Source organism: Candidatus Krumholzibacteriota bacterium (assembly GCA_034520215.1).
Classification (GTDB): Bacteria; Krumholzibacteriota; Krumholzibacteriia; order Krumholzibacteriales; family WJIX01; genus JAGHBT01.
Genome location: JAXHNR010000001.1, coordinates 1,205,593 through 1,227,456, shown reverse-complemented (window position 1 = coordinate 1,227,456; position 21,864 = coordinate 1,205,593). Strand labels below are relative to the sequence as shown.

Annotated in this window: 17 protein-coding genes; 15 read left to right on the top strand and 2 right to left on the bottom strand. The window is 40.6% G+C overall.

Annotated elements, in window-relative coordinates; genetic code table 11:
• Positions 1 to 16: 16 nt before the first annotated feature.
• Positions 17 to 775 carry a ribonuclease III gene (rnc, locus tag U5O15_05315; GenBank protein MDZ7860072.1) on the top strand — a complete coding sequence of 253 codons (759 nt, stop codon included), beginning with the start codon at positions 17 to 19 and terminating at the stop codon, positions 773 to 775.
• A 125-nt stretch (positions 776 to 900) separates the two neighbouring features.
• Here rnc and U5O15_05310 read toward each other — a convergent pair whose 3' ends face one another.
• Positions 901 to 2,223 carry a UPF0164 family protein gene (locus U5O15_05310; protein ID MDZ7860071.1) on the bottom strand — a complete coding sequence of 441 codons (1,323 nt, stop codon included), beginning with the start codon at positions 2,221 to 2,223 and terminating at the stop codon, positions 901 to 903.
• Between the two features lie 45 nt (positions 2,224 to 2,268).
• Positions 2,269 to 2,814: a hypothetical protein gene (locus U5O15_05305; GenBank protein ID MDZ7860070.1), complete on the bottom strand. Its 546-nt coding sequence runs from the start codon at positions 2,812 to 2,814 to the stop codon at positions 2,269 to 2,271.
• Positions 2,815 to 3,240: 426 nt separating this feature from the next.
• On the opposite strand from U5O15_05305, the gene U5O15_05300 reads away from it, so the two are divergent.
• The 14 genes from U5O15_05300 (at position 3,241) to U5O15_05235 (ending at position 21,857) form a co-directional block, all read left to right on the top strand.
• Positions 3,241 to 5,451 carry a DUF4954 family protein gene (locus U5O15_05300; GenBank protein MDZ7860069.1) on the top strand — a complete coding sequence of 737 codons (2,211 nt, stop codon included), beginning with the start codon at positions 3,241 to 3,243 and terminating at the stop codon, positions 5,449 to 5,451.
• 128 nt (positions 5,452 to 5,579) lie between these two features.
• Complete coding sequence (locus tag U5O15_05295; protein ID MDZ7860068.1) at positions 5,580 to 6,596, top strand: sugar isomerase; 1,017 nt, start codon at positions 5,580 to 5,582, stop codon at positions 6,594 to 6,596.
• Between the two features lie 62 nt (positions 6,597 to 6,658).
• Positions 6,659 to 7,819 (top strand): THUMP domain-containing protein, encoded by a 1,161-nt coding sequence (locus U5O15_05290; GenBank protein MDZ7860067.1) that lies wholly within the window; start codon positions 6,659 to 6,661, stop codon positions 7,817 to 7,819.
• Between the two features lie 141 nt (positions 7,820 to 7,960).
• On the top strand, positions 7,961 to 8,890 hold the full coding sequence (locus U5O15_05285) for an NAD(P)-dependent oxidoreductase (GenBank protein ID MDZ7860066.1): 930 nt from the start codon (positions 7,961 to 7,963) through the stop codon (positions 8,888 to 8,890).
• A gap of 490 nt (positions 8,891 to 9,380) precedes the next feature.
• Entirely contained in the window at positions 9,381 to 10,991 is a 1,611-nt protein-coding gene (locus tag U5O15_05280) for a C69 family dipeptidase (protein MDZ7860065.1), read from the top strand.
• A gap of 247 nt (positions 10,992 to 11,238) precedes the next feature.
• Positions 11,239 to 12,507 (top strand): hypothetical protein, encoded by a 1,269-nt coding sequence (locus U5O15_05275; protein ID MDZ7860064.1) that lies wholly within the window; start codon positions 11,239 to 11,241, stop codon positions 12,505 to 12,507.
• Between the two features lie 149 nt (positions 12,508 to 12,656).
• A complete protein-coding gene (locus U5O15_05270; GenBank protein MDZ7860063.1) occupies positions 12,657 to 13,610 on the top strand; it encodes a glycosyltransferase family 2 protein in 954 nt (317 codons plus the stop codon).
• On the top strand, positions 13,610 to 14,473 hold the full coding sequence (locus U5O15_05265; GenBank protein MDZ7860062.1) for a capsular polysaccharide synthesis protein: 864 nt from the start codon (positions 13,610 to 13,612) through the stop codon (positions 14,471 to 14,473). The genes U5O15_05270 and U5O15_05265 overlap by 1 nt, the downstream gene beginning before the upstream one ends.
• Positions 14,473 to 15,801 (top strand): glycosyltransferase, encoded by a 1,329-nt coding sequence (locus U5O15_05260; GenBank protein ID MDZ7860061.1) that lies wholly within the window; start codon positions 14,473 to 14,475, stop codon positions 15,799 to 15,801. Before U5O15_05265 ends, U5O15_05260 begins: the two co-directional genes overlap by 1 nt.
• Before the next feature lie 27 nt (positions 15,802 to 15,828).
• A complete protein-coding gene (locus tag U5O15_05255) occupies positions 15,829 to 16,803 on the top strand; it encodes a glycosyltransferase (GenBank protein MDZ7860060.1) in 975 nt (324 codons plus the stop codon).
• Positions 16,804 to 16,806: 3 nt separating this feature from the next.
• Positions 16,807 to 17,958 (top strand): glycosyltransferase, encoded by a 1,152-nt coding sequence (locus tag U5O15_05250; protein ID MDZ7860059.1) that lies wholly within the window; start codon positions 16,807 to 16,809, stop codon positions 17,956 to 17,958.
• A gap of 1 nt (position 17,959) precedes the next feature.
• Entirely contained in the window at positions 17,960 to 18,709 is a 750-nt protein-coding gene (locus U5O15_05245; protein ID MDZ7860058.1) for a glycosyltransferase family 2 protein, read from the top strand.
• Complete coding sequence (locus tag U5O15_05240) at positions 18,706 to 19,797, top strand: glycosyltransferase family 4 protein (GenBank protein ID MDZ7860057.1); 1,092 nt, start codon at positions 18,706 to 18,708, stop codon at positions 19,795 to 19,797. Before U5O15_05245 ends, U5O15_05240 begins: the two co-directional genes overlap by 4 nt.
• A 170-nt stretch (positions 19,798 to 19,967) precedes the next feature.
• Complete coding sequence (locus tag U5O15_05235; protein ID MDZ7860056.1) at positions 19,968 to 21,857, top strand: ABC transporter ATP-binding protein; 1,890 nt, start codon at positions 19,968 to 19,970, stop codon at positions 21,855 to 21,857.
• Positions 21,858 to 21,864 lie beyond the last annotated feature (7 nt).

The following is a 21,864-nucleotide window of genomic DNA, read 5'->3' as shown; positions in this document are numbered from 1 at the left end:
ACTGAAGAGATTTCTTATGAGCGGCTTTATAAATCGTTTAAAGGCCTTTTTCAGAGGGGCTTCTGACGATACCGGTATATATCATCTTGACATTCTAGAAAATAAGATAGATTACCGATTTCACAATAGAGATAATCTCATAGAGGCATTAACCCACAGCTCAGTACTGGGGGAATCCTTAAATGGGAATATGGATACCACATATGAGCGGCTTGAATTTCTTGGAGACGCTGTTCTGGGGCTTGCCACTGCTGATTACCTTATGAAGAGATTTCCCGATGAAAATGAAGGAGAGCTTACAAAAAAGAAGTCACTCCTGGTAAGTAAGAATATTCTGGCAAAGAAAGCGGAGAGAATCAATCTCAAGGAGCATATAATTCTTAGTGATAATGCCTACAGGGACGGGGTCCACGGTAAGGATTCAATACAATCCGACGTTATGGAAGCAATTATCGGAGCAATATATATTGACGGCGGTCTCAAAGCGTCCAGGAATTTTATATCGAATTTTATCTTGGGCACATTACGTGAAGATATTGAACACAGAGATCATATAAACTACAAAAGTGAACTTCAGGAACTCTCACAGCAGAAATACGGCGAATACCCCGACTACAGAGTAAAGTCTACTAGGGGGCCGGAACATGATAAAATGTTTTTTATCGAAGTGAATATTGATGGAAAAATTCGCGGAAGAGGAAGAGGCAAAAATAAAAAAGACGCCCAGCAGATGGCCGCGAAGGAAGCTCTCGCGAACCTTTTAGGAAAGGACTGATTTAGTAGTAGTTTCAGAAAGTCTCAAGTATTTGATTGGATAAATATTCCCCTGAGAAAGCACTCCCCGCTATATAGTTCGAATATCAGACAAAACAGGTGTAGTTTTAGTCAGGAGAGATCTTATTAAAATCTATAAGATGTTGAAAGCGAAGTTTTAGTTATATCTACAGTTTCTGTCAGATATTCCGTTTCCCTCTCAAAACTTCCTATTGAGACAGTTAGGTCGAGCTTTAGAACCTTGTCTATAAGCCCTCCTATGCCGAAGGAATAGAGCTGGCGGTTCTTTATAACGTCGAAGGCTGACCATTCAGATATAATGCTCATTGTTTCGGATGTTTCTTCTATGTAGGACAATTCTTCCATTCCGATAAATCTGGTGGGAATATAGGAATAACCCGCCCGGAGTTTCGCGGGATAGAAGGGGAGAGCAAACTCTGCTCCGAAACTTAAATCGAGTGTTTTCTCCAGGACAGGGTCATTACGGTTAATTTTGTTATATAGTTTTTTGCCGTTATATTTAGTCTGAGTATAGTCACAATATTCAGCGTCCGCGCATAGAAGAAGGTTCTTAAATTGGTATGACACTCCTCCTCTCAGTTTCATAGGAAGCGTATATTCATCTTCGATATAATAGTAATAAGGATCTGTTGTCCACTCTGCGCCGTTTGAATAACTCCAGTCATAGTATTCAACGGCGTCTCCGTCGTAGGATAACCATGCCGGAGTGCTTATCTTTAGTCCGGCTCTAAGTGTCTTGGACAATCTGAACAGCAGACCCATTTCCATACTCAGTCCGTCCAGATTGACAGAAACGTCATCACTGAAAAGATAGGATGAATCACTCGCTGTGTGCTCGAAGGAAATATCTTCTACGAACCCCGAAGATCCGTCCCATACTACGAGATTAGCCCCTGCTGCTATCCTCGGTGAGATATCGACCCCCGCGCCGAAACGGTACTGATATATATTTCCCGTCTGAATGAGTGTGTTCCGGATAGTGCCGTTTAGATCATCCCGGCGGGAATTCTTGAAATATTCAAGGTCTGAATTCGCAACTCGGAAAACACCGAACCCGATAACGAAACTTCCGCGGTAAGTGGGAAAGGGGTATACCGTTGTAAGGTGACTTATCCCGGTGGAAGAATTAGGAAGCAGAGAATTATATCTGTCGTAGTTAGTGGATAGATCTTCTGTGCTGTAATATATACCGAATGATAATTCCTTCTTATTTATTTGAGTCAGACCGGCGGGGTTGTAGATTAGAGCGAATGCGTCGTTACTTACAGCGGTGTAAGCTCCGCCCAGTGATGCCGCTCTTCCTCCCGACTGGTATGTGTTAAGAAGGTCCAGCCTGTCAGCCTGCATCGTCCCGATTATCTGTGAACGGGAAGAAATGGCAGAAAAGAGCATTATTACAGTAAAAATTACTATTTTTCCTTTGTTCAATTTTCACCTCACAGCGAAAAGAAATGGATGGCCGTATGATAAAACTTACCGGCGATTTTTATCACTTGATCTGTCTTCGTTGTCATCTCTGGAATCGCTATTATTTCTTGTTGTGGAACTATCCCGAGCTTTTCTTTCGGACCTCTTGATTCTTTCTGTTCTATTATCCTTTGTTGAACCGCTTTTTGTGTCACTTTTCTCTGTGTCCGTCTCTCTGACTTCCCTGACCGTTGAAGACCCTCCGCGTATATTAGCAGGGTTTGTGATAAAATCATTATCATTAAATTTTATTTCTCTGTCTCCAATTATACTTCTTGTCGGTATATTCTGTCCCTCGGAATTGTCGATTTCACTGTACCACCAAGGTTGAACGTAGTAATCATGCCACATGCGGGGATACGCGAGGGGAGTATGGTAATAACCAAAATAGGCGTTTTGACCATGGCAGTCGGAACAGGAATTATACTGATAGTCTTCCTGTGATTCAGTTTCTACACGGGGATGGTTCAGTATCGTATAGCATCCGGAAGTAAAAAGGATAAGCGCGAGAGCGGAAAGTAAGCTGAGAAAATAGGGGTTTATCTTTTTCATCTTCATGTCTCCATTGATTTAATATAGCGCAAATCATCCCTTTTGTCAACGACTGGGTATACCTGGAGTTTCCCCTCGAAAATAAGGGCAATATTTCAGTAACGGCAAAGTTACAGGGTAATTACCACAGGACATTCCTCTATTGATAAGTGGAATTGATATTAATTTTTATCCGGCTATTGGTATTTCAAAACCCTCTCGGAAGACGAGCGGGCCCCAAGAGCGGGAGACGCTATTTCCTCGCAGGGGAAATAGACGGCGTTTTTGACAATACCAATAGCCGGATATACAAAGGAATGTTAAAAATTGGGAAAACTCCAAAATAAATAATCTTGAAATTTTATTTCCGTGATTGTACACTTCCAGTTGGCGATAAATTAAAAATAATATCAAAAATGAGAGATTTGACAGGGGGAATAGAAACAATTGGATAGTGTAAGAATTTTACCGGCAGATGTTATAGGTAGAGATTTTATTCCGAAAGAGTATCTTCCTAAGGGAAAAGATGAATACTACCATCGTTATAGTCAGGCTTTATGGCCTGAAAAAAGGTGGCGTAATCTGACCTCCGATGAAGTACGCAGGCTTGTGAAGAATAACAATACTTCCGATAATTGGGATGAAATATTCGTAACTGACACATTTGACCCCGGACAGATAAAGAATAATGATTTCTACGGCCGTGTTCGAATAGGAAACGTGAGAAACGTAATTCTCGACCACCATGATTTGAAGGTTCCGGTCGGAATTAAAAACAGCTTGATAATTGCGTGTGATATAGGAGATGACGTCGCGATCCACGATGTATTTTATTTATCACATTTTATTGTTGGTGACCGGACTATTTTGTCAAATATCAATGAAATGCATACTACAAATTACGCGAAATTCGGAAACGGAATTATAAAGGAAGGTGAACGGGAGGAAGTACGCGTATGGCTCGACCTGATGAATGAAACAGGGTGCCGCAGTGTGTTGCCCTTCGAGGGTATAATACCAGCTGACGCCTATATATGGGCAAAATACAGAGATGATACAGCGATGCGGGAAAAGTTGAAAGAGATCACTCAGGAGAGTTTTGATTCAAGCAGAGGATATTACGGTACTATCGGAAGTCAGTGTGTTATCAAGAATTCCCGTATTCTAAAAGATGTCAAGATCGGTTCCTATTGTTATATTAAAGGAATAAACAAACTAAAAAATCTTACTATTAACTCATCGGAAACAGAGAAGACGCAGATAGGCGAAGGGGTAGAGCTGGTAAATGGTATTATCGGTTTCGGCTGTCATGTCTTCTACGGCTGCAAGGCTGTGAGATTCATTCTTGGCGATAATTCCAATCTAAAATACGGAGCCAGGCTTATAAACTCCTTCCTCGGGGATAATTCTACGATTTCATGTTGTGAAGTTCTCAACAATCTGATATTTCCGGCTCATGAGCAGCATCACAACAATTCGTTCCTGATAGCCTCTGTGGTGATGGGCCAGAGTAATATGGCCGCGGGCGCTACGATAGGTTCAAATCACAACAGCCGCGCGAACGACAATGAAATTCAGGCGGGTAGAGGATTCTGGCCGGGATTATGTGTCAGCGTTAAGCATTCGTGCCGTTTTGCTTCCTTTGTTCTCCTTGCTAAAGCCGATTATCCGGCTGAACTCGATATTCCTCTGCCCTTTTCACTAGTTAATAATAATGATGTAAAGGGCAGGCTTGAAGTCTTTCCGGCATTCTGGTGGTTGAATAATATGTATGCTCTGGCCAGAAATTCCTCCAAGTTTAAGAATAGAGACAAACGTGAAAGGAAGATACAGAATATTGAATTCGATCCTTTAGCTCCGGATACAGCGGAAGAAATAATGAAGGCCCGTAGACTGCTGGAGATATCGGTGGCGAAAGCGAGCCTCCGCCAAAAAGGTGAATTAGACGGCAATGAAGACGAAGATAAGCTGGCCGCAGTGGGGCGTAAGCTTCTAAATGGATCTATAGGGGAGACAGACAAACTGGAAGTTCTGGGCGAAAATATGGAAAAGTCAAAAAGGAAGGTCCTGATTTTGAAAGTTCGTGAGGCATACCACGCTTATTATGATATGCTTCATTATTACGCTTTAAAGAATCTGATAGAATATATGGCATCTGATCCTTCATTAAGATTTTCATCGATGGTTGAAGAACTCGAATGTGAGCGCGAAGAGAGATGGTTAAATATAGGAGGGCAGCTTATCGCTGAAGGAGATGTTGACCGCCTGCGTAAAGATATAGTTAAGGGGGAGCTTTCTTCCTGGGAGGATATTCACGGCAGATATGACAAGCTGTGGGAAAAATATCCGTTTGAAAAACAGAAACATGCCTTTGCCACACTTCGAGATATAGGTCGTCCCAATACTAAGCTTACTGAAGATGATTGGCTTGAGGCGCTTGAAAGAGTTGTTGAGATTCAGGAATTTGTTAATGAAGCCGTCTATAAATCCAGAAAGAAGGATTTCGATAATAAGTTCACAAAGAATACATACAGAAATGCTGAGGAGATGAAAGCCGCGATTGGAACGATCGAAGATAACAGTTTTGTAAAACAGGTGCGTAAGGAAACAGAGGATTTTAAGAAGCTGGCAGGTGAAATCAGTCAGAGGGATTCTTAACAGATGATATAACGGCATTTTGTAACGGTTGTTATATTTTAATATATGTAATTTAAGATTCAGTTTCGGGATTTAAAGGCAGATCCCGAGTGGAGTTAAGTTAATATTTTTTTAGAAAGGAGCATTGAATGAATATAGAAGAAGAGAAGTATTCGAAATACGCTTTAGCAAGGGAGATGGTCGATACTGTAAGCGTTGTTGAGAATTTTGATCCGGGCCAGACAAAAGAAGTGGCTGGCAAAATACAAGATATTGACAGACTGCTACTTACAGGTGAAGGTTCAAGTAGAATCTATCCCGCAAAAAATGCAATACGAAAAGGGTTGACAATGGGGCTCGATCTTTCTATATCAACAGACGGTTCACGCCAGTCGGCGCAGTACGATCTGTCTAAATTCGCGGTTTTCTGCGCTTCAAACTCGGGGCGGACCAAGGAGGTTGTTTTACTGGCCAAGAAACTGGCCGATCAGGGCAATGAATTACGTTTTGCTCTTACTGCCAATGAGGGAACACTTCTCGAAGAGGCGTGTAATGAAACCTTTGTTTTAAATTGCGGATGGGAGCAGGCTGTAGCGGCTACTAAGAGTGTAGTCGAACAGGCTCTTTTTTACGAATCGATACTATGGCACATTGCCGGTAATAGTAATTCAGCCGATCTTAAAGAGTTAGCAGGTAAGATCAGAGAAACCCTTTCCATGCCGGTAAAGAGTGATATCGTTGAAAAAGCCGCGAAGGCGCCTACGATTTATTTCGCGGGTTATGATGACGGTGTAGCAGAAGAGCTTACTCTTAAAACGAATGAAATCACCCGGAAAAAATCTGACTTTCTGGAAGGTACCTACGCGGTACACGGTATCGAAGAGGTTATGGACAGTAATGATATTGTGTTTGTAATAGATCCAATCGAAGAGGAAATAGAAAAATTTAAGGAAGTTTTAGTTGAAGGTGTCGGACTGACAGTCGTCGCGATCGCGGATAGAGATACCCCGTTTACAACTATACGTGTTCCTGACGGGGGGAATATGAATCCATACATATTTTTAACCGCCGGATGGAACCTGCTTGTTGAAATAGGGTTAGCGCTGGATATTAATTTAGATAAGCCGGAGCGCGCGCGTAAAGTGGGCAACGAGTTTATTGAATAGTAAATACTTATTTCACTTTAAGATATTCAAAAAAAGGGGTATACTGTATCGGAGCCAAAAAGGTGAAACGTTCATTAGAAGATAGATTCGCTTACCAGAAAACTAATAGGTATTTTGCGCAAATCGCTAATGGATTGGAGAAACTGGAAGCTGAAGAGATAAGCAAGCTCGGCGCCTCTGATGTAAAGACAACCTATCGTGGAATATATTTCACAGCCGATCATGAAACACTATACCGTGTAAACTACACTTCAAGGTTTGCATCACAAGTGCTCGCGCCGATTCTGACATTCGACTGCCACAGCGAGAAATATCTCTATAAAACGGCTAAGTCTTTGCCATGGAAGAGGCTGCTGTCTCTTGACGAGACCTTTGCCGTCAAGGCTAATGTCTCGAAAAGCCGTATACGCCACTCGCAATACGCGGAGCGGCGGCTCAAAGACGCTGTCGTCGATTATTTCCGCGAGATAAGCGGCCGAAGACCCAATGTTGATCCTAAAGATCCGGACTTGTGGCTGAATCTATATATTCACAATAACAAGGCTACTATCAGTGTTGACACTTCAGGCGGCTCGCTTCACAGACGGGGCTATCGGCTCGATTCGGTCAGCGCGCCCATGCAGGAAACAGTAGCTGCCGCGATAATAAAGTTCAGCGGGTGGAGTGGCCAGCGGCGGCTGTATGATCCAATGTGCGGCTCCGGAACACTATTGGCCGAAGCATATATGTACGCTTGCCGTATTCCGGCAGGTTATCTCAGGTGTAAGTTTGGATTTGAGCAGTTGCCCGATTTTGATGAAGAACTCTGGAAGAAGGTTAAACAGGATTATGAAAAACAGATTAAAACGCTTCCGAAGGGACTGATTGCTGGAAGTGATTTGTCTGAAGATGCTGTCAGGGCAGCCGGGAATAATCTAAAGCGGCTTCCCGGGGGGGAAAATGTTGATATAACCCGCAGGCCATTTCAAAAGATAGATTCACTTAAGGAAACTGTTATTATATGTAACCCCCCGTACGGGATACGCTCCAATGATACCGGGGGCGCAAAAGCTCTGCTCGATGAATTTGTCAGTTTCCTGAAGGAACGATGCAGCGGTGCGGTTGCCTACATCTATCTCGGCAGAAAAAAACTTTTTAAAAGTGTTTTCCTCAAGGCATCCTGGGAGAAAGAGATAAACAGCGGCGGACTGAGAGGCTACCTTGCCAAATACGAAATTCGTTAGAAGATCTGGTGTTTTAAAATGATAACAGAGAAATTGTGGCTGGGGGAGTACTTTCAAAGCAGATGATTTCTTTTCTCTTTTTTTTTGATGTGGTAGTATCACGAGGGAAAAAGCGCGGTGTTTATTGAGGGATGATGTAACATGAAAGATAAATTTAGAATAATAACTTCCGGAAGACTCTCGCGGGATTTCCATGAACGGATAAAAGAATATGCTGAAGAGGAAAATATCAGAATAGATTATTTCGAGAGCGTTGATCAGGAAACACTAAATGAGTACAATGCCCTTGCAGCCTTCACCTTGCCCCGAAACCTCAATATCTCTCATATTTTATGGATTCACTCTTTCGGCGCCGGGGCGGACGCCTTTCTTGAGAGGGATGACCTGAATGAAGATATCATAGTATCACGGACTGTGGGAAATATGGGAAGAAAAATGGCTGAGTACTGCCTGTCTCATATTCTTGCCGCTGAGCAGAACTTATATGAGCTTTATAAGCAGCAGAAATCGAGGGTTTGGCAAAAAAAAGTTCCTGAGAAAAAGAATAGAACCGCTGTACTTGGAACGGGAAATATGGGTCGAGAAGTGGCGAGACTTCTTTCAAGATTTGATTTTGAGCTTCTGGGTGTCAATACGGACGGCAGAGAAGTTTCCTGTTTTAAGGAAGTATATTCTGCCGGTGATTTCCTTGGCGAACCTCCGGAGATAGACATTCTGATATCCACATTGCCAGCCGCGGGTAAGAACAAGAATATGCTCAGCGCGAGATTCTTCTCGAATTTTAAGAACCTTCATTTTATAAATGTCGGAAGAGGCGGGCTGGTCGAGGAGAAGACGATTTTAGATTCAATAGAGAAAGGATACATATCCAGAGCGACGTTAGATGTCTTCAGCTCAGAGCCCCTGCCGGCTTCATCGCAGTTATGGATGAATGACAGTGTTTATATTACACCTCATCAGGCGGCTCTTACTGACGCCTATGACATCGAGGTGAGTTTTAAAGATGTTTTTGAATCACTTCACAAAAATAAAAGGAGCGAGCTCTTCGTTGATACTGCAAAAGGTTATTGAATCAGCGTCAGTTTGAAGGGCTCTGGGCCCCTCTGAAAATAAAAATTGCCTGTGAAATTGCAAGAAGTTCCAACCCCTTTATTTCGAGTTCCCCCAATTTTTATAACCTATAAGGTAGTCGATGATTTGTAACAGTATGCGGATGATTGATATTTTCAAAATCGTGGTCAATTCCCCCGGCGAGGGAATTGCCACTCCCACCTCGGGCTCGCTCTTTCTGCCCCTTCGGGTCAGAAATCCTTGCCCGCTCGCCCTCCGGAGGGTTTTGAAAATATCAATCATCCGCACTCATCAGCAATGAAAACCCTATTCCACTTACCAACCCTAATAACTTATTGTATCTCGCAATGTTAGTACAATACTTGCCGGATTTTCGGGGAAACTCCACCCCCTTTATCCTTTGACAGGGTGCTACATTAAATATTAGTATCCTACGGATGAATATAAATCGATCAGAATATCAAATTCAGGTTCTAAAAAGGAGATTGCAATGCGAAGGATAATATCTGTTATTTTTATCTTTTTATTGATACCCGCGGTGTTATTTTCGCGGGATAAGAGTGATTGGGAGGGAGGTGTGCCGGAGGGCTGTACCTCTATTACAGCCGGCAGGAATGCCACGGTGGACGGCTCTGTTATCACTTCACACACCGACGACAGCCACAAAACCCGTTCCTGGATGGATATAAGGCCGGCAGAGAGACACGGCAGGAATGAAAAGGTAACTATGTTCAGGAGAGAGTCGGACGATTCGCTGGCTATGCCGGCATACAAGCATGTTCCAATAGGAAGTATCCCTCAGATTGAAAAGACCTACGGTTATCTCAACACCGCGTATCCGTGCATAAATGAGAAGCAGCTGGCAATCGGTGAATCCACATTCGGCGGCAGAAGCGAGCTGCAGTCCGATGAGTGCCTGATTGACTGTCAGCGGCTGTGCATGCTGATGCTCCAGAGAGCTTCAAGCGCCCGTGAAGCTATAAGGATAGCGGATGAATTAACGAGTAAATACGGCTGGAGTGACGCGGGCGAATGTCTGACTATATCAGACAAGAGAGAAGTATGGCATTTTGAGATAGTAGGACCCGGAAAGGGTAAAATCGGAGCCGTGTGGGCCGCCCAGAGAGTCCCTGACGATCATGTTTCTGTAAATGCCAATGCCAGCCGAATAAGGGAAATTGATCTCGATGATCCAGACCACTTCATGGCGTCTGATAATATCTACAGTGTGGCGGAAGAGAACGGATGGTGGAGTGAGGGGGAAACTTTCGAGTTCTGTTACGCGTATGCCCCCGATAGCAGAAAATCTATCGCCGGACGAAGAAGAGAGTGGAGAGTATTCGACCTGCTTGCTCCTTCACTGAATCTTAGTCCAACATCGGAGAATTACCCCTTTTCGGTAAAACCGGACGAGAAGGTTTCCGTTCAGGATATAATAGCTGTTTTTCAGGATTATTATGAGGGTACGCCCTACGATATGACCCGGAAGATAACGGTAAGAGACAAAGACGGGAAAGAAGTAGTCTCTCCGCTGGCAAATCCCTTTCTGCCCTATGATCAGCTCGAAATAGACGACATTCCCGGAAGCTGGTTTCAGGTGTCGGACGAAGGAGATATAAGATTTCTGGGAGAGAGGACAATCGCGCGGTGGTACACGATGTACGGTACGATTATACAAACAAGAGAGTGGCTGCCCGACGAGATTGGAGGAGTCGTCTGGCTCGCCATGGACAATATAGCGACCTCGGTCTATATTCCCGTTTATTGCGGTGCTGAAGATCTTCCGGAGTCGTATAAAACTCCCGGAAGACCTGATGGATATACCAGAAAATCAGCCTGGTGGGCTTTTAACCGCCTTGGAACCCTCACCGCACAGCGCTGGGGAGATATGCGCCATGACGTTCGAAACTGCTGGGATCCTGTTCAGAAGAAGTTATTTGCCGATCAGGAGGAGTTCGAGAAAAAAGCTCTTATGATTAAGAATAAGAGAAGAAGACGGGAGTTTTTGACGGACTACACACTCCGGCAGGGAAAACGCGTTGTGGAAAAGGCATGGAATCTAGGCGACCTGCTCTGGACAAAGTATGACGAGAAGTTTTAACACGGCACTGAATCTCCGTCGCGGAAGCAGGCGGCGTAAGCCCGTGCGAGAAGAGTTTGATAAAATAAAAGTTGACTGTGAGGAGTGAATATTCTACATAACATGAAAGTAATCTGTTACATGAAAGTAATCTGTTTGTTCAGGGTCGCGCCTTGACCCTGAAAACTTATCTGCACGCAGCTACCTCAATCCCGCGTTGAAGGCGCGGGTGACGGTTTTAAAGCTGCCAGAGGGAGAGGAGAAGTATATGAGGAATAAAATTTTATTCAATTTACTTATAGCCGTTTTCGCTTTGACATTTATCGCGCCGGAAATAAGCGGCGGAGAGTGCGGGAAGAAATGGGGAAAGTATCAATTCAACTTCCACGGTTATTTCAAGTCGGATATTGCCTATGACAACGCCCAAATGCATCCCGGGAATTTTCATCTCTACGTTCCCGAATATAAAGAAGCTGATAACGCCCTTTATTTCAGTACAAGGGAGAGCAGGTTGGGTTTCGATTTTCTCTGGAAAGAGGAACGCGTAAAGACGCAGGCTACCCTGGAGTTCGATTTCTACGGAGGCGGAGCAAGCGCCGAGAATAAAGCAACCCCGATGCTGCGGCACGCCTATTTCAAGATTACAGGTAGGAAATGGTCTATTCTCGCGGGTCAGAGCTGGGATGTCATCTCCCCTCTGGTGCCAAAGACCGTAAATTACAGTGTGGCCTGGGGTGAAGGGAATATTGGTTACAGAAGGCCTCAGGTGAGGTTCTCGACCTGGGCGGATATCAGCGACAGAGCGGAGTTATCGCTCGATCTTGCCGTTACCAGGAATATGGGCGGAGATTTCAGCGTTGGTTACAATGATACTATAAATGTAAACACCGGAGACGGTGTTGACAACGGCGCCGACGCCGCGATACCCGCCCTCCAGGGAAGACTTGGAATAGCCTCGGGATTTTCTGAAGAAGGAAAGCTCTCACTCGGAGTATCAGGTCATTACGGACAGGAGAAATATAACAGAACAGATGAGACAATTACACCGAACAATGTAACAGAAGAAAGTATCGATTCCTGGTCCTTTAACGGTGATTTAGCCTTAAAAATTAACAAACATCTGACCCTGAAGGGTGAATACTTTATCGGGCAAGCGCTTCAGACTTATTTCGGAGGCGTACTTCAGAACACAGACGGCATCTATGAGCCACTTCCCACAACGGGTGGATGGGGGATGCTTTCAGTGAAGCCCTCTTCTAAACTGACGTTTAACACTGGCTATTCTTTCGACGACCCGGACGACACTGAATTTGATGTTCCGATAGGCCCCAGCGAAACATTCCGCGACATGAATTCCCTTATCTTCGCGAACGCGATGTACGGGATAACGGATAATGTTACGGGTATGTTAGAATTTTCTTATCTGAAGACAAAATGGTCCACAAGAGAAAACAGCGGAGGAGTGACTACTACAACAGTCTCTGATGAATATGACAGCTTCCGCGTGCAGTTTGCGCTTAAAGCGGCAATAAAATAGGAAGATCTGCTGTGACGGGAAACAGTTTGAAGGATGGGGGCTCTCATAAGAGACCCCCTTTTTTGTCCGGAGAGAATATTATTTTTGAATTGAATTTGTTGTCATTTAACTTAGACTTGAAACGTATGGTTTAGAAGAGTTGAGAAAATATGAGAATTAGCGGATTTTCTTTTGTAAAAAACGGGATTAAATTATATTACCCGGTTGTTGAATCTATTAAGTCGATTCTCCCTATCTGTGACGAATTTGTTATCGCTGTGGGCAGGGGTGATGATGATGATAATACACGCGAGAGAATCGCGGCAATTGGTGATCCTAAGATAAAAATAATTGATACAGTGTGGGATTTGGAGAAATATCCACGCGGAATGGAGAATGCCCATCAAACAGATATTGCCAAGGAATTCTGCTCGGGAGACTGGTTGTTTTATCTTCAAGCTGACGAAGTGATTCATGAAAAATCCTTGCCCGTCATAAAAGAAAGATGCCTTGAACTGCTAGAGATGGAAGAAGTTGAAGGGTTACTTTTCAAGTACAGGCATTTCTGGGGTGACTATGACCATTATCAATCGGGTCACGGCTGGTATCAGAATGAAATCAGAATAATCCGCAATAGGGAAGATATACATTCGTGGATATCCGCTCAATCATTTCGCCGTATTCCGGAATTCGACGGGGTGAATTACCGTCAAAAAGAGAACACCTATAAGTTAAAAGTGGCGGCCGTTGACGCTTATGTTTACCATTACGGCTGGGTGCGCCCCCCTCATTTAATGGTAAACAAGAAGAAGGCCTTAGATACCGTACACAGGGGAAGTGAGAAAGTAGCTGAAATGTATCAGGATTTCCCGGATGAATTTGATTACGGGCCGCTAAACAGACTGGCTGTATTTGAAGAGTCACACCCCGAAGTGATGACTAAGATGATCGGCAAATTAGACTGGAAAGACAAACTCCAATACAGCGGTAAACCAAACCCTCTTAGAGAACTCCATAAGCATGAGAAGTTTAAATACCGTTTAATTACATTGTTTGAGAAGATTTTTAACGGCGGAAGACAAATAGGCGGGTTTAAGAATTATATTATTAAAAGAGGTGTTTAGTGAACAAAACGATTTGGATGTATTGGGAGAATAACAAAGGATCTGAGAAACCCGCATATCTCGACTTATGTTTAGAAACAATCATTAAACATTCTCCTGATTATAAAATTATTGTTTTAAATGAAAAAACCGTTTATGAATATTTACCAAACCTTAGAAGGGATCTTGATAAGCTTGAAGAAATTGCCCAAAAAGCTGATTATATAAGGGCAAAGATTATCTATAAATATGGGGGGATTTGGTTAGATAGTGATGTTATTTTGTTAAAGAAAATTAACATTGAGCAATATTTGGAAAAGTATGAGTATGTTGGATACGGTATTGAATATGGTAAACCCTCAATTGGATTTTTTGGAGCTGTAAAATATTGTTCTGTTTTAAAAGAATGGATTGAACTTATGGATATGAAGTTAAATGAAAAATTATACCAAAAAAACAAACCAGCATTTAAGCAAAATAAATATAAATATATTTACAAGACCATTGATATTGTAAATCTTTTTAATCTAAAAAAATTGAGAGACTTGAGCAGTAAAATGAAATTGAGATATAACATGAAAGTAGAAAAACTGAATTCAATTAAATGGTCTGAATTTGGCTATTCTATTCTATGGAAATTGTTTGAAGGGTACGAATATCACAATATTGAATTTAATAAATTTGCTCCCATAGTTTGGAATAGTTGGGAAAAATTTTTTATAACTGATATAAATTTGGATTCAATTGTAGAAAAAGACACTGTTGCAGTAATGTTATATAATAAGTTTATGTTCGAACCATTGAAAAATATTGATAGGGAAGAATTATTAAATAAAAATATACTTTTATCTAAAATATTCAAATTAAGTTTAGGTTTAAAATAATGAAAGAGAAAATATCAATACTAATAGCAAATTTTAATAATGGAGTTTATTTAAGAGAATGTCTTAATTCCGTAATAAATCAAACTTCAGATAAATGGGATATAATAATACTTGACGATGCCAGTACGGATAATTCCAGAGAAGTTTATAAAGAGTACGAAAATATTGAAAATATTTCCATTCACTATAATAAACAGAATTTAGGTTATATCGGAACATTAAAAAGATTAATTGAATTATCTGAAAATGATATGGTAGGCATTTTAGATCCTGATGATAAATTAGATCCTACCTGTGTCGAAAAGATAACAGATTATTATTCCAAGCACTCAAAAGCTGGTTTTGTATACACTAATTTCTGGTATTGCGACAAAGATATGAAAATAGAAAAACTCGGTTATTGTAAGAAGATTCCCAAGGGCCGGAGTAATATTGAGTTCGATTATGTAAGTCATTTTAAGACCTTCAGAAAATCTTCTTACCTGAAGACAGAAGGGTATGATGAGAGTATTAAATATGCTGAAGATAAAGATTTATTTTTGAAAATGGAGGAGGTTACACATCTGCACTTTATAAATGAACCTCTTTATTTTTACAGAGTTTTACCGGAATCTCAAGCGCATGGTAAGAAAAGGGCTATTGGCAAAGAAAATTTTGATTTGGCAATAAGAAATGCCCTCAAAAGAAGAGGTGAAAAAGATAATGAAAGTGTAAAATCAAAACTTAAAGATTTATGGAAGAAAATCCGGAAAAAGAAAAAAAAGATCAACATAAACAGGCTGCCCCTTAAGAAGGACGTCGGATTAGAAAATCTGATCAGCGTGAAGAAGATACTGAATAAATTGAATATGCGTTTCTGGCTTACCGATGGAACACTGCTCGGATGCTTCAGAGAAAATGGCTTTATACCGCATGATTTTGATCTGGATATAGGGGCTTTTATAGAAGATTATGATGACAGAATAATAATGGAATTTATAGGTAACGGTTGGGAGCTGCATCATATATTTGGAAAAGTAGAATTGGGATTGGAGCTGTCATTCATTAGAAATGACGTAAGATTAGATATCTTCTTTTTTTATGAAGAAGACGGGAGATACTGGCACGCGGCCTGGCTGGATACTGAGAGAGGAAAAAATCTGATAAAATACTATTATGATAAATTTGAATTAAAGGAGACTGAATTTCTGGGAAATAATTTTTATGTTCCCGATGACACTCTAAAGTATGTCAAAACAAAATACGGCCAGACATGGCGTACTCCAATAAAGAATTGGGATTGGGCTTTCGGGCCTGAAAATTCAGTCAAGACCGGAATATATCTATAAATATGAAACTAAGATTTGAGAATCTCCATGTTCATAATAAATAAGTTAATAAGTAGAAGGATAAATAAAAAAATAAGTAAGGGTTGTAACCGGCAAGCTCTGGCTCTTGATTGCTTTAACAGGGCAAACAGCTTTCTCTACGGCGGAAGAATAAAGAAGGCTCAAGGCTATATGCGGTGTTACAGGAAATTAATAGATTACGACACTTTTCTTAAAATAGATAACAGGAAAGATAAGCTGCCCGAATTGTCTGTAATTATCGTAGCCTATAGAACTAATAAACTTCTTTTAGACTGCATATCTTCTGTTATAAAAAACAGAGAAAAGGTGTATGAAATTATTATAGTTGATAACGGCGGCAATGATGATGTTGAGGATGAACTTAAGAAAATGGAAATACTGTACATTAAAACTCCCCAAAACCTTATTCCTTCCGAAGGAAGAAATATAGGAGTACATTTTGCGAGAGGGAAGATTATTGCCTTTCTCGATGACGACGCCCTGGTTGCTGAAAATTACGTTAAAACTGTAAGTAACGCTTTTAGTACTTACGATATCTGCGGTTTCAGGGGAAGGGTCCTCCCAAAGGGGAAAACTTCCGAGAATAAGAGAATTCAGCATTATGATCTGGGAGGTATTCCAGTTCCATCTATTATAAACATTGAGGGCAATTCGGCTTTTAGAAAATCTGTGTATTTAGAAATGAATGGTATGGATCCTTTATTATTCGGGCACGAGGGATGGGATCTATCCCTTAGAATTGCCGGGAAATACGGGAGCGAATCATTAATTTACTGGCCGGAAACGGTTATTTATCATGACTATTCGGATAATATGAAAAGACGGGATAATAAAAGAGACAGGCATTCAATAATGAGCGATTTTGTTAAGAGGAAAAACAGGAAGGCGGCAAAGTACAGACGGAAGCTGAAGAAGTATATTCAGAATGAACAAACCAGGGTAAAAGGTGAAAGATTATTAAAAAGGAGAATTGGAGAATAGTTTTTGAAGATTGCTTATGTGCATACCGGGCAGTGGCCGTCTAATTCCCCCAGTACTACCTTCGCGACATATAACGCGGTTGGGTTGGCGAATGTGTTTCGTGAATGCCATTTATTCATCAAGAAGAACTTCAACTCAACTATAGAAGAAGTATTAACCGATTATTTTGGAGTTAAGAAGAGTAGTAATCTATTTATTTATCCCTATGAAAATCATTTTCATATAAATTCTAATAGAATTTATTACAGGTATGTTTATAAAACTCTAAGAAAATTGATTGTAGAAAGAACAATCGACGCGGTTATATCCCGAAACGTTTCATTCCTGCCATATCTGGCCGAATTAAAAAAGAATTATAACATCCCCGCTCTATTTGAATCACATGATTATTTTGCCGATTTAAGCAGCAGGGATGATATAAATATAAGTAAAAAAATGAGATATCATAATTATGAAAGAAAGTATATTCCTCGGATCAGCGGAGTAATCTGTTTGCAGCAGATACAAAGGGAACAATATCTAAAGGAGTTTCCCAAGCAGAATATATTCGTCTGCCGTACTGGTATTCATAGGATAAATACTGATGCAAAGAGCGAATTTAATAATAGAAAATATGTGGGGTATATAGGATCATTAGAAAAACATAAAGGGGTTGAGGATATAATAAAAGCAGCATCTATTTCTGATTCTAAGCCGGACATTTTATTAATAGGCGGTAAAAACAGCAGTGAAATCAAGAAATATTACAGAATTGCGGAAAATTTATATAACAGAAAAAAAATCACCATTACCGGCTGGGTAAATAAGGTCGAAATGCGGGAGTATATTGATAGAATAAGGATCGGGGTTGTCCCTCTTATGGATACTTACTTTAACCGGTATTTAACTTCTCCACTTAAGCTGTTTGATTTTTATTCTTACGGTATACCTGTGATTTCCTCGGATTTACCAACCATGAGAGAACTAATTGACGGAGAGGAAACGGGGTTTTTCTACAAAAGCGGCGATATTAAAAAACTATCTGAGAAGATAGATCTTTTATTTGAAAATAAAGAGGTTTACGCGGAAATGCGCTTGAGCGTGCTAAAAAAAGCTGAGCAGTATTTATGGGTGAAGAGGGCTGATAAAATCAAAAAAATATTAAAGGATTTATAATATGTCAGAGAAATTATCTGTTGTGATAATAACAAAGAATGAAGAGAGAAATATCAGACGCTGCCTTGAATCGGTAAGATGGGCGGATGAAATTGTTGTAATAGATTCCGGTTCTACTGATAAGACTTTGTCTATCTGCCGTGAGTACGGATGCAGGGTCGTAGAAACAGAATGGTTAGGGTTTGGAAGAACAAGGCAACTGGCTGTAGAGAAGGCGTCTAACGATTGGATACTATCAATTGATTCTGATGAAGAAGTAAGCTCGGAATTGGCAGAGAGGATCAGAGAAATCCTTTCGGAGAAGATAGACAAATGCGGTTTTAAGTTTAAAAGGATAACATTTTATATAGGAAGGCTAATAAAGCATTCAGGGTGGAATAGAGAATATTGTCTGAGATTGTTCAACAGGAAATACGGCAGCTATAACAGCAGAGATGTTCATGAATATGTTGAGATCAAAGGTGAAACGGGACGGATAGAAGAAGAAATAATGCATTATTCATATCACACAATTTCAGACCATCTTAAAAAGATCGACAAATATACAACACTTGGTGCGAGACAATTATTTAATCAAGGAAAGAAATCCTCAGTATTTAAAGCTATCTTGAGGGCGAAATTCAGGTTCATAAAGATGTATTTTATAAATATGGGTTTCCTTGACGGAAAAGAGGGATTGATATTAGCCTTTAACTCAGCTTTCTACGTCTTTCTGAAGTATATAAAACTGTGGGAGAAACATAATAAATGAAAATCGTACATATTGATACTGAAATGGAATGGAGAGGAGGGCAGAGACAGGCTGCGTATTTACATAAATATCTGCATGAGAACGGATATAGCACAGTTCTTATCTGTCAGCCTGGATCTGAATTTGAAAAATACTGTAAAAGTAACGGCCTACCCCACAAAGCATTAAATATGAGGAGCGAATTCGATATTATCGCGGGATACAAGATTGCCCGGTTTTGCAAGGATATCGGTGGACAGATACTGCATCTTCATTCCGGTCACGCGCTGGCAGTTGGATTATGGGCCGGGATATTTTGCCGAAAAATCAAGTTAATTGCTGTTCGCAGGGTTGATTTTCACATAAAGAAAAACATTTTGAGTCGAATTAAATACCGTAATTATTTATTAGATAAAATCATATGTGTATCTGACAGCGTCAGGAGAGTACTTATTGAAGACGGAATTGATGAAAGGAAACTTGTTACGATTCATTCAGGAATTGATTTAAATAAATTCAACGGCAACAGTAAATATAAGGGGTTGAAAAAAGAGCTCGGGATTCCGGAGAATAATATCTTAGTAGGTACTGTCGCGGCAATTGTAGGGCATAAGGATTATCAGAACTTGATAAATGCCGCCTCGATTGTATTGAAAAAGAACAGGAACGTTACATTCTGTGCTTACGGTACGGGAGTCTTAGAAGAAAAAATGAGAGAATTTGTCAGATATCTCGGGATCGAGAAAAATTTTATTTTTGCCGGATTCAGAAGAGATGTGGAAGATTTTCTTAAGAATTGTGATTTGTTCGTACTGGCATCCAAGAAGGAAGGTCTCGGGACTTCTATTTTAGATGCTCAATCATTTGGGCTACCTGTGATTGCTTGTAGAACCGGAGGGATTCCGGAAGCTGTCACCGACGGGGATAATGGTTTATTGGTTGAACCGCAGAATTCTCAGCAACTTGCAAAGGCAATTATAAAATTATTAGATAACGGAAGTAAGAGAGAGGAACTTGGGCGCAAAGCTTTCGAAACAGTTAGAAATTTTGATATTCGGAAGACTATTAATGGAAACATAGAATTATATCAAGAGCTCATGGATAATTAGCCCGGCTTCTTGCCCTTAAAAATACATACCTTGCATATTATTTCATAGATTGTATACTTATTGACAGTTTTTCTTTCACGCAAGGGAGTTGTGTTACCTATTTTTTAAGTGAATATTATAGATAATTACAATTACGGAAAACCGCTCAGCCTATGTCAGAATAGTCCAATATGAAAAATATAAAGAAATTATTCTACATGATGATCAGATACTGGAAACTGATGATTTCCGGGGTTATAACAACACTTATATTCGCCGCTTTAAGCAGTATAAGCCTGGGGATGACGGTTCCCCTTTTTGATTATGTGTTTGGATTAATGCATAAAGATAATATCTACAACACGTTCGGCGAATTTTACAACAGATTTTATTCTTCAACCGCTCAGTTCTTTTCTCAATCTGGGTTTTCAAATCTCTTCAGTTCAGATCACCTTAAATTGCTGCTTGATAGCTATAAGGATTTACTGTCTTACACGGACCAGATGCTGCTGCTTTTTCTTATCGGCGTAACGATGATAATCCTTATTGTAATTAAGAATTCATTTTATTACGTCAACAGGATTATTTTCGCGACCTTACGCGGCAAAGTGATTTATCAGTTAAGAAACAAACTTTTCAGAAAATATCTTAATCAGTCCCTGACATTTTTCAGGAGTATAACAATAGGGGATTCTCAAGTCAGGTTGACGTCAGATGCAAACATCGTCAGTAATCTTTTTATTCGTTCGTTTTTCGGTTCCCTCAGAGACGTTGCGCTTATAATCGTAAATGTAACTATTGCTATACTTATAAATTACAAACTATTTCTATATACCGCGGTCATTGTGCCTGTAGTAAGTATTCTGATTTCCTTTCTGGGTAAAAAGGTAAAGAAATATTCAAAGAGGATTCAGAAGACATACGGAATACTCTTTTCGAAGATCGAGGAGGTATTTAACGGGTTTAAGATTGTTAAATCGTTTTCAAAAGAGGACTTTGAGTACAAAAGATTCATAACTCATAACCTCAAATTCTACAAGTCATGGCGGAGAGCTCAAGTTTACCAAGCTCTGAGTGTTCCGTTGTCGGAAATCAATGGCACCCTTGTAGGTATCGTCGTGCTTATTATCGGCGGCAAAATGGTACTTGATAATCCCACTGAGTTTACTTTCGGCAGCTTTATGTTTTTTATGCTTGCCGTATTTTCAATACTTCATCCGATTAAGAATATAACCAAGGCTTATATAGAAATAAAAAAAGCTATGGTATCACTGGACAGAATATACGAAGTGCTTGATACAGTTCCCGAGATATCTGAAAGCCCCGATGCTGTTTCGATTTCCGAATTTGAAGATTCTATAAAAATCAGCAACCTGAATTTCAGTTATAATAATGACGGCAAGGTGTTATCAGATATTAACATAGAGATTAAGAAGGGAGAACAGGTAGCCCTTGTGGGAAGCAGCGGTTCGGGAAAGACGACTCTTGTCAATCTGATTGAAAGATTTTATAATCCCGACGAAGGCAGCATCGATATTGATGGGATTAACATAAAGGATATCAAGATAAGCGACCTGCATAATTTATTCGGAACCGTCACTCAGGAGTCTATATTGTTTAACGATACTATCTCTAACAATATCAGTTACGGATCAAATAAGAAAGTCACAGTAGAGGATGTTAAAAAGGCCGCTCGCATTGCTTATGCCGATGAATTTATCGATAAGCTTCCGGCCGGCTATGATACAGTGCTGAGCCCCAAGGGTTCAAATCTCTCCGGGGGGCAAAAACAGAGACTTTGTATTGCCAGAGCTATAGTGGGAGATCCGCCGATTCTGATTTTCGATGAAGCAACCAGCGCCCTGGATTCCGAATCCGAAAAGAACGTACAGAAAGCCATAGGCAGAGCCACGAAGGACAGGACGGTTATAGTAATCGCCCACAGACTTTCCACTATACTGAATTCAGACAGAATAGTTGTTATGGAAGACGGCAGGATACTTGAAATCGGGACTCACGAGGAGCTTCTCGATTCGAGTAGTAAGTATAAATATCTCTACGATCTGCAATTCGACAAATAGTTGGCTG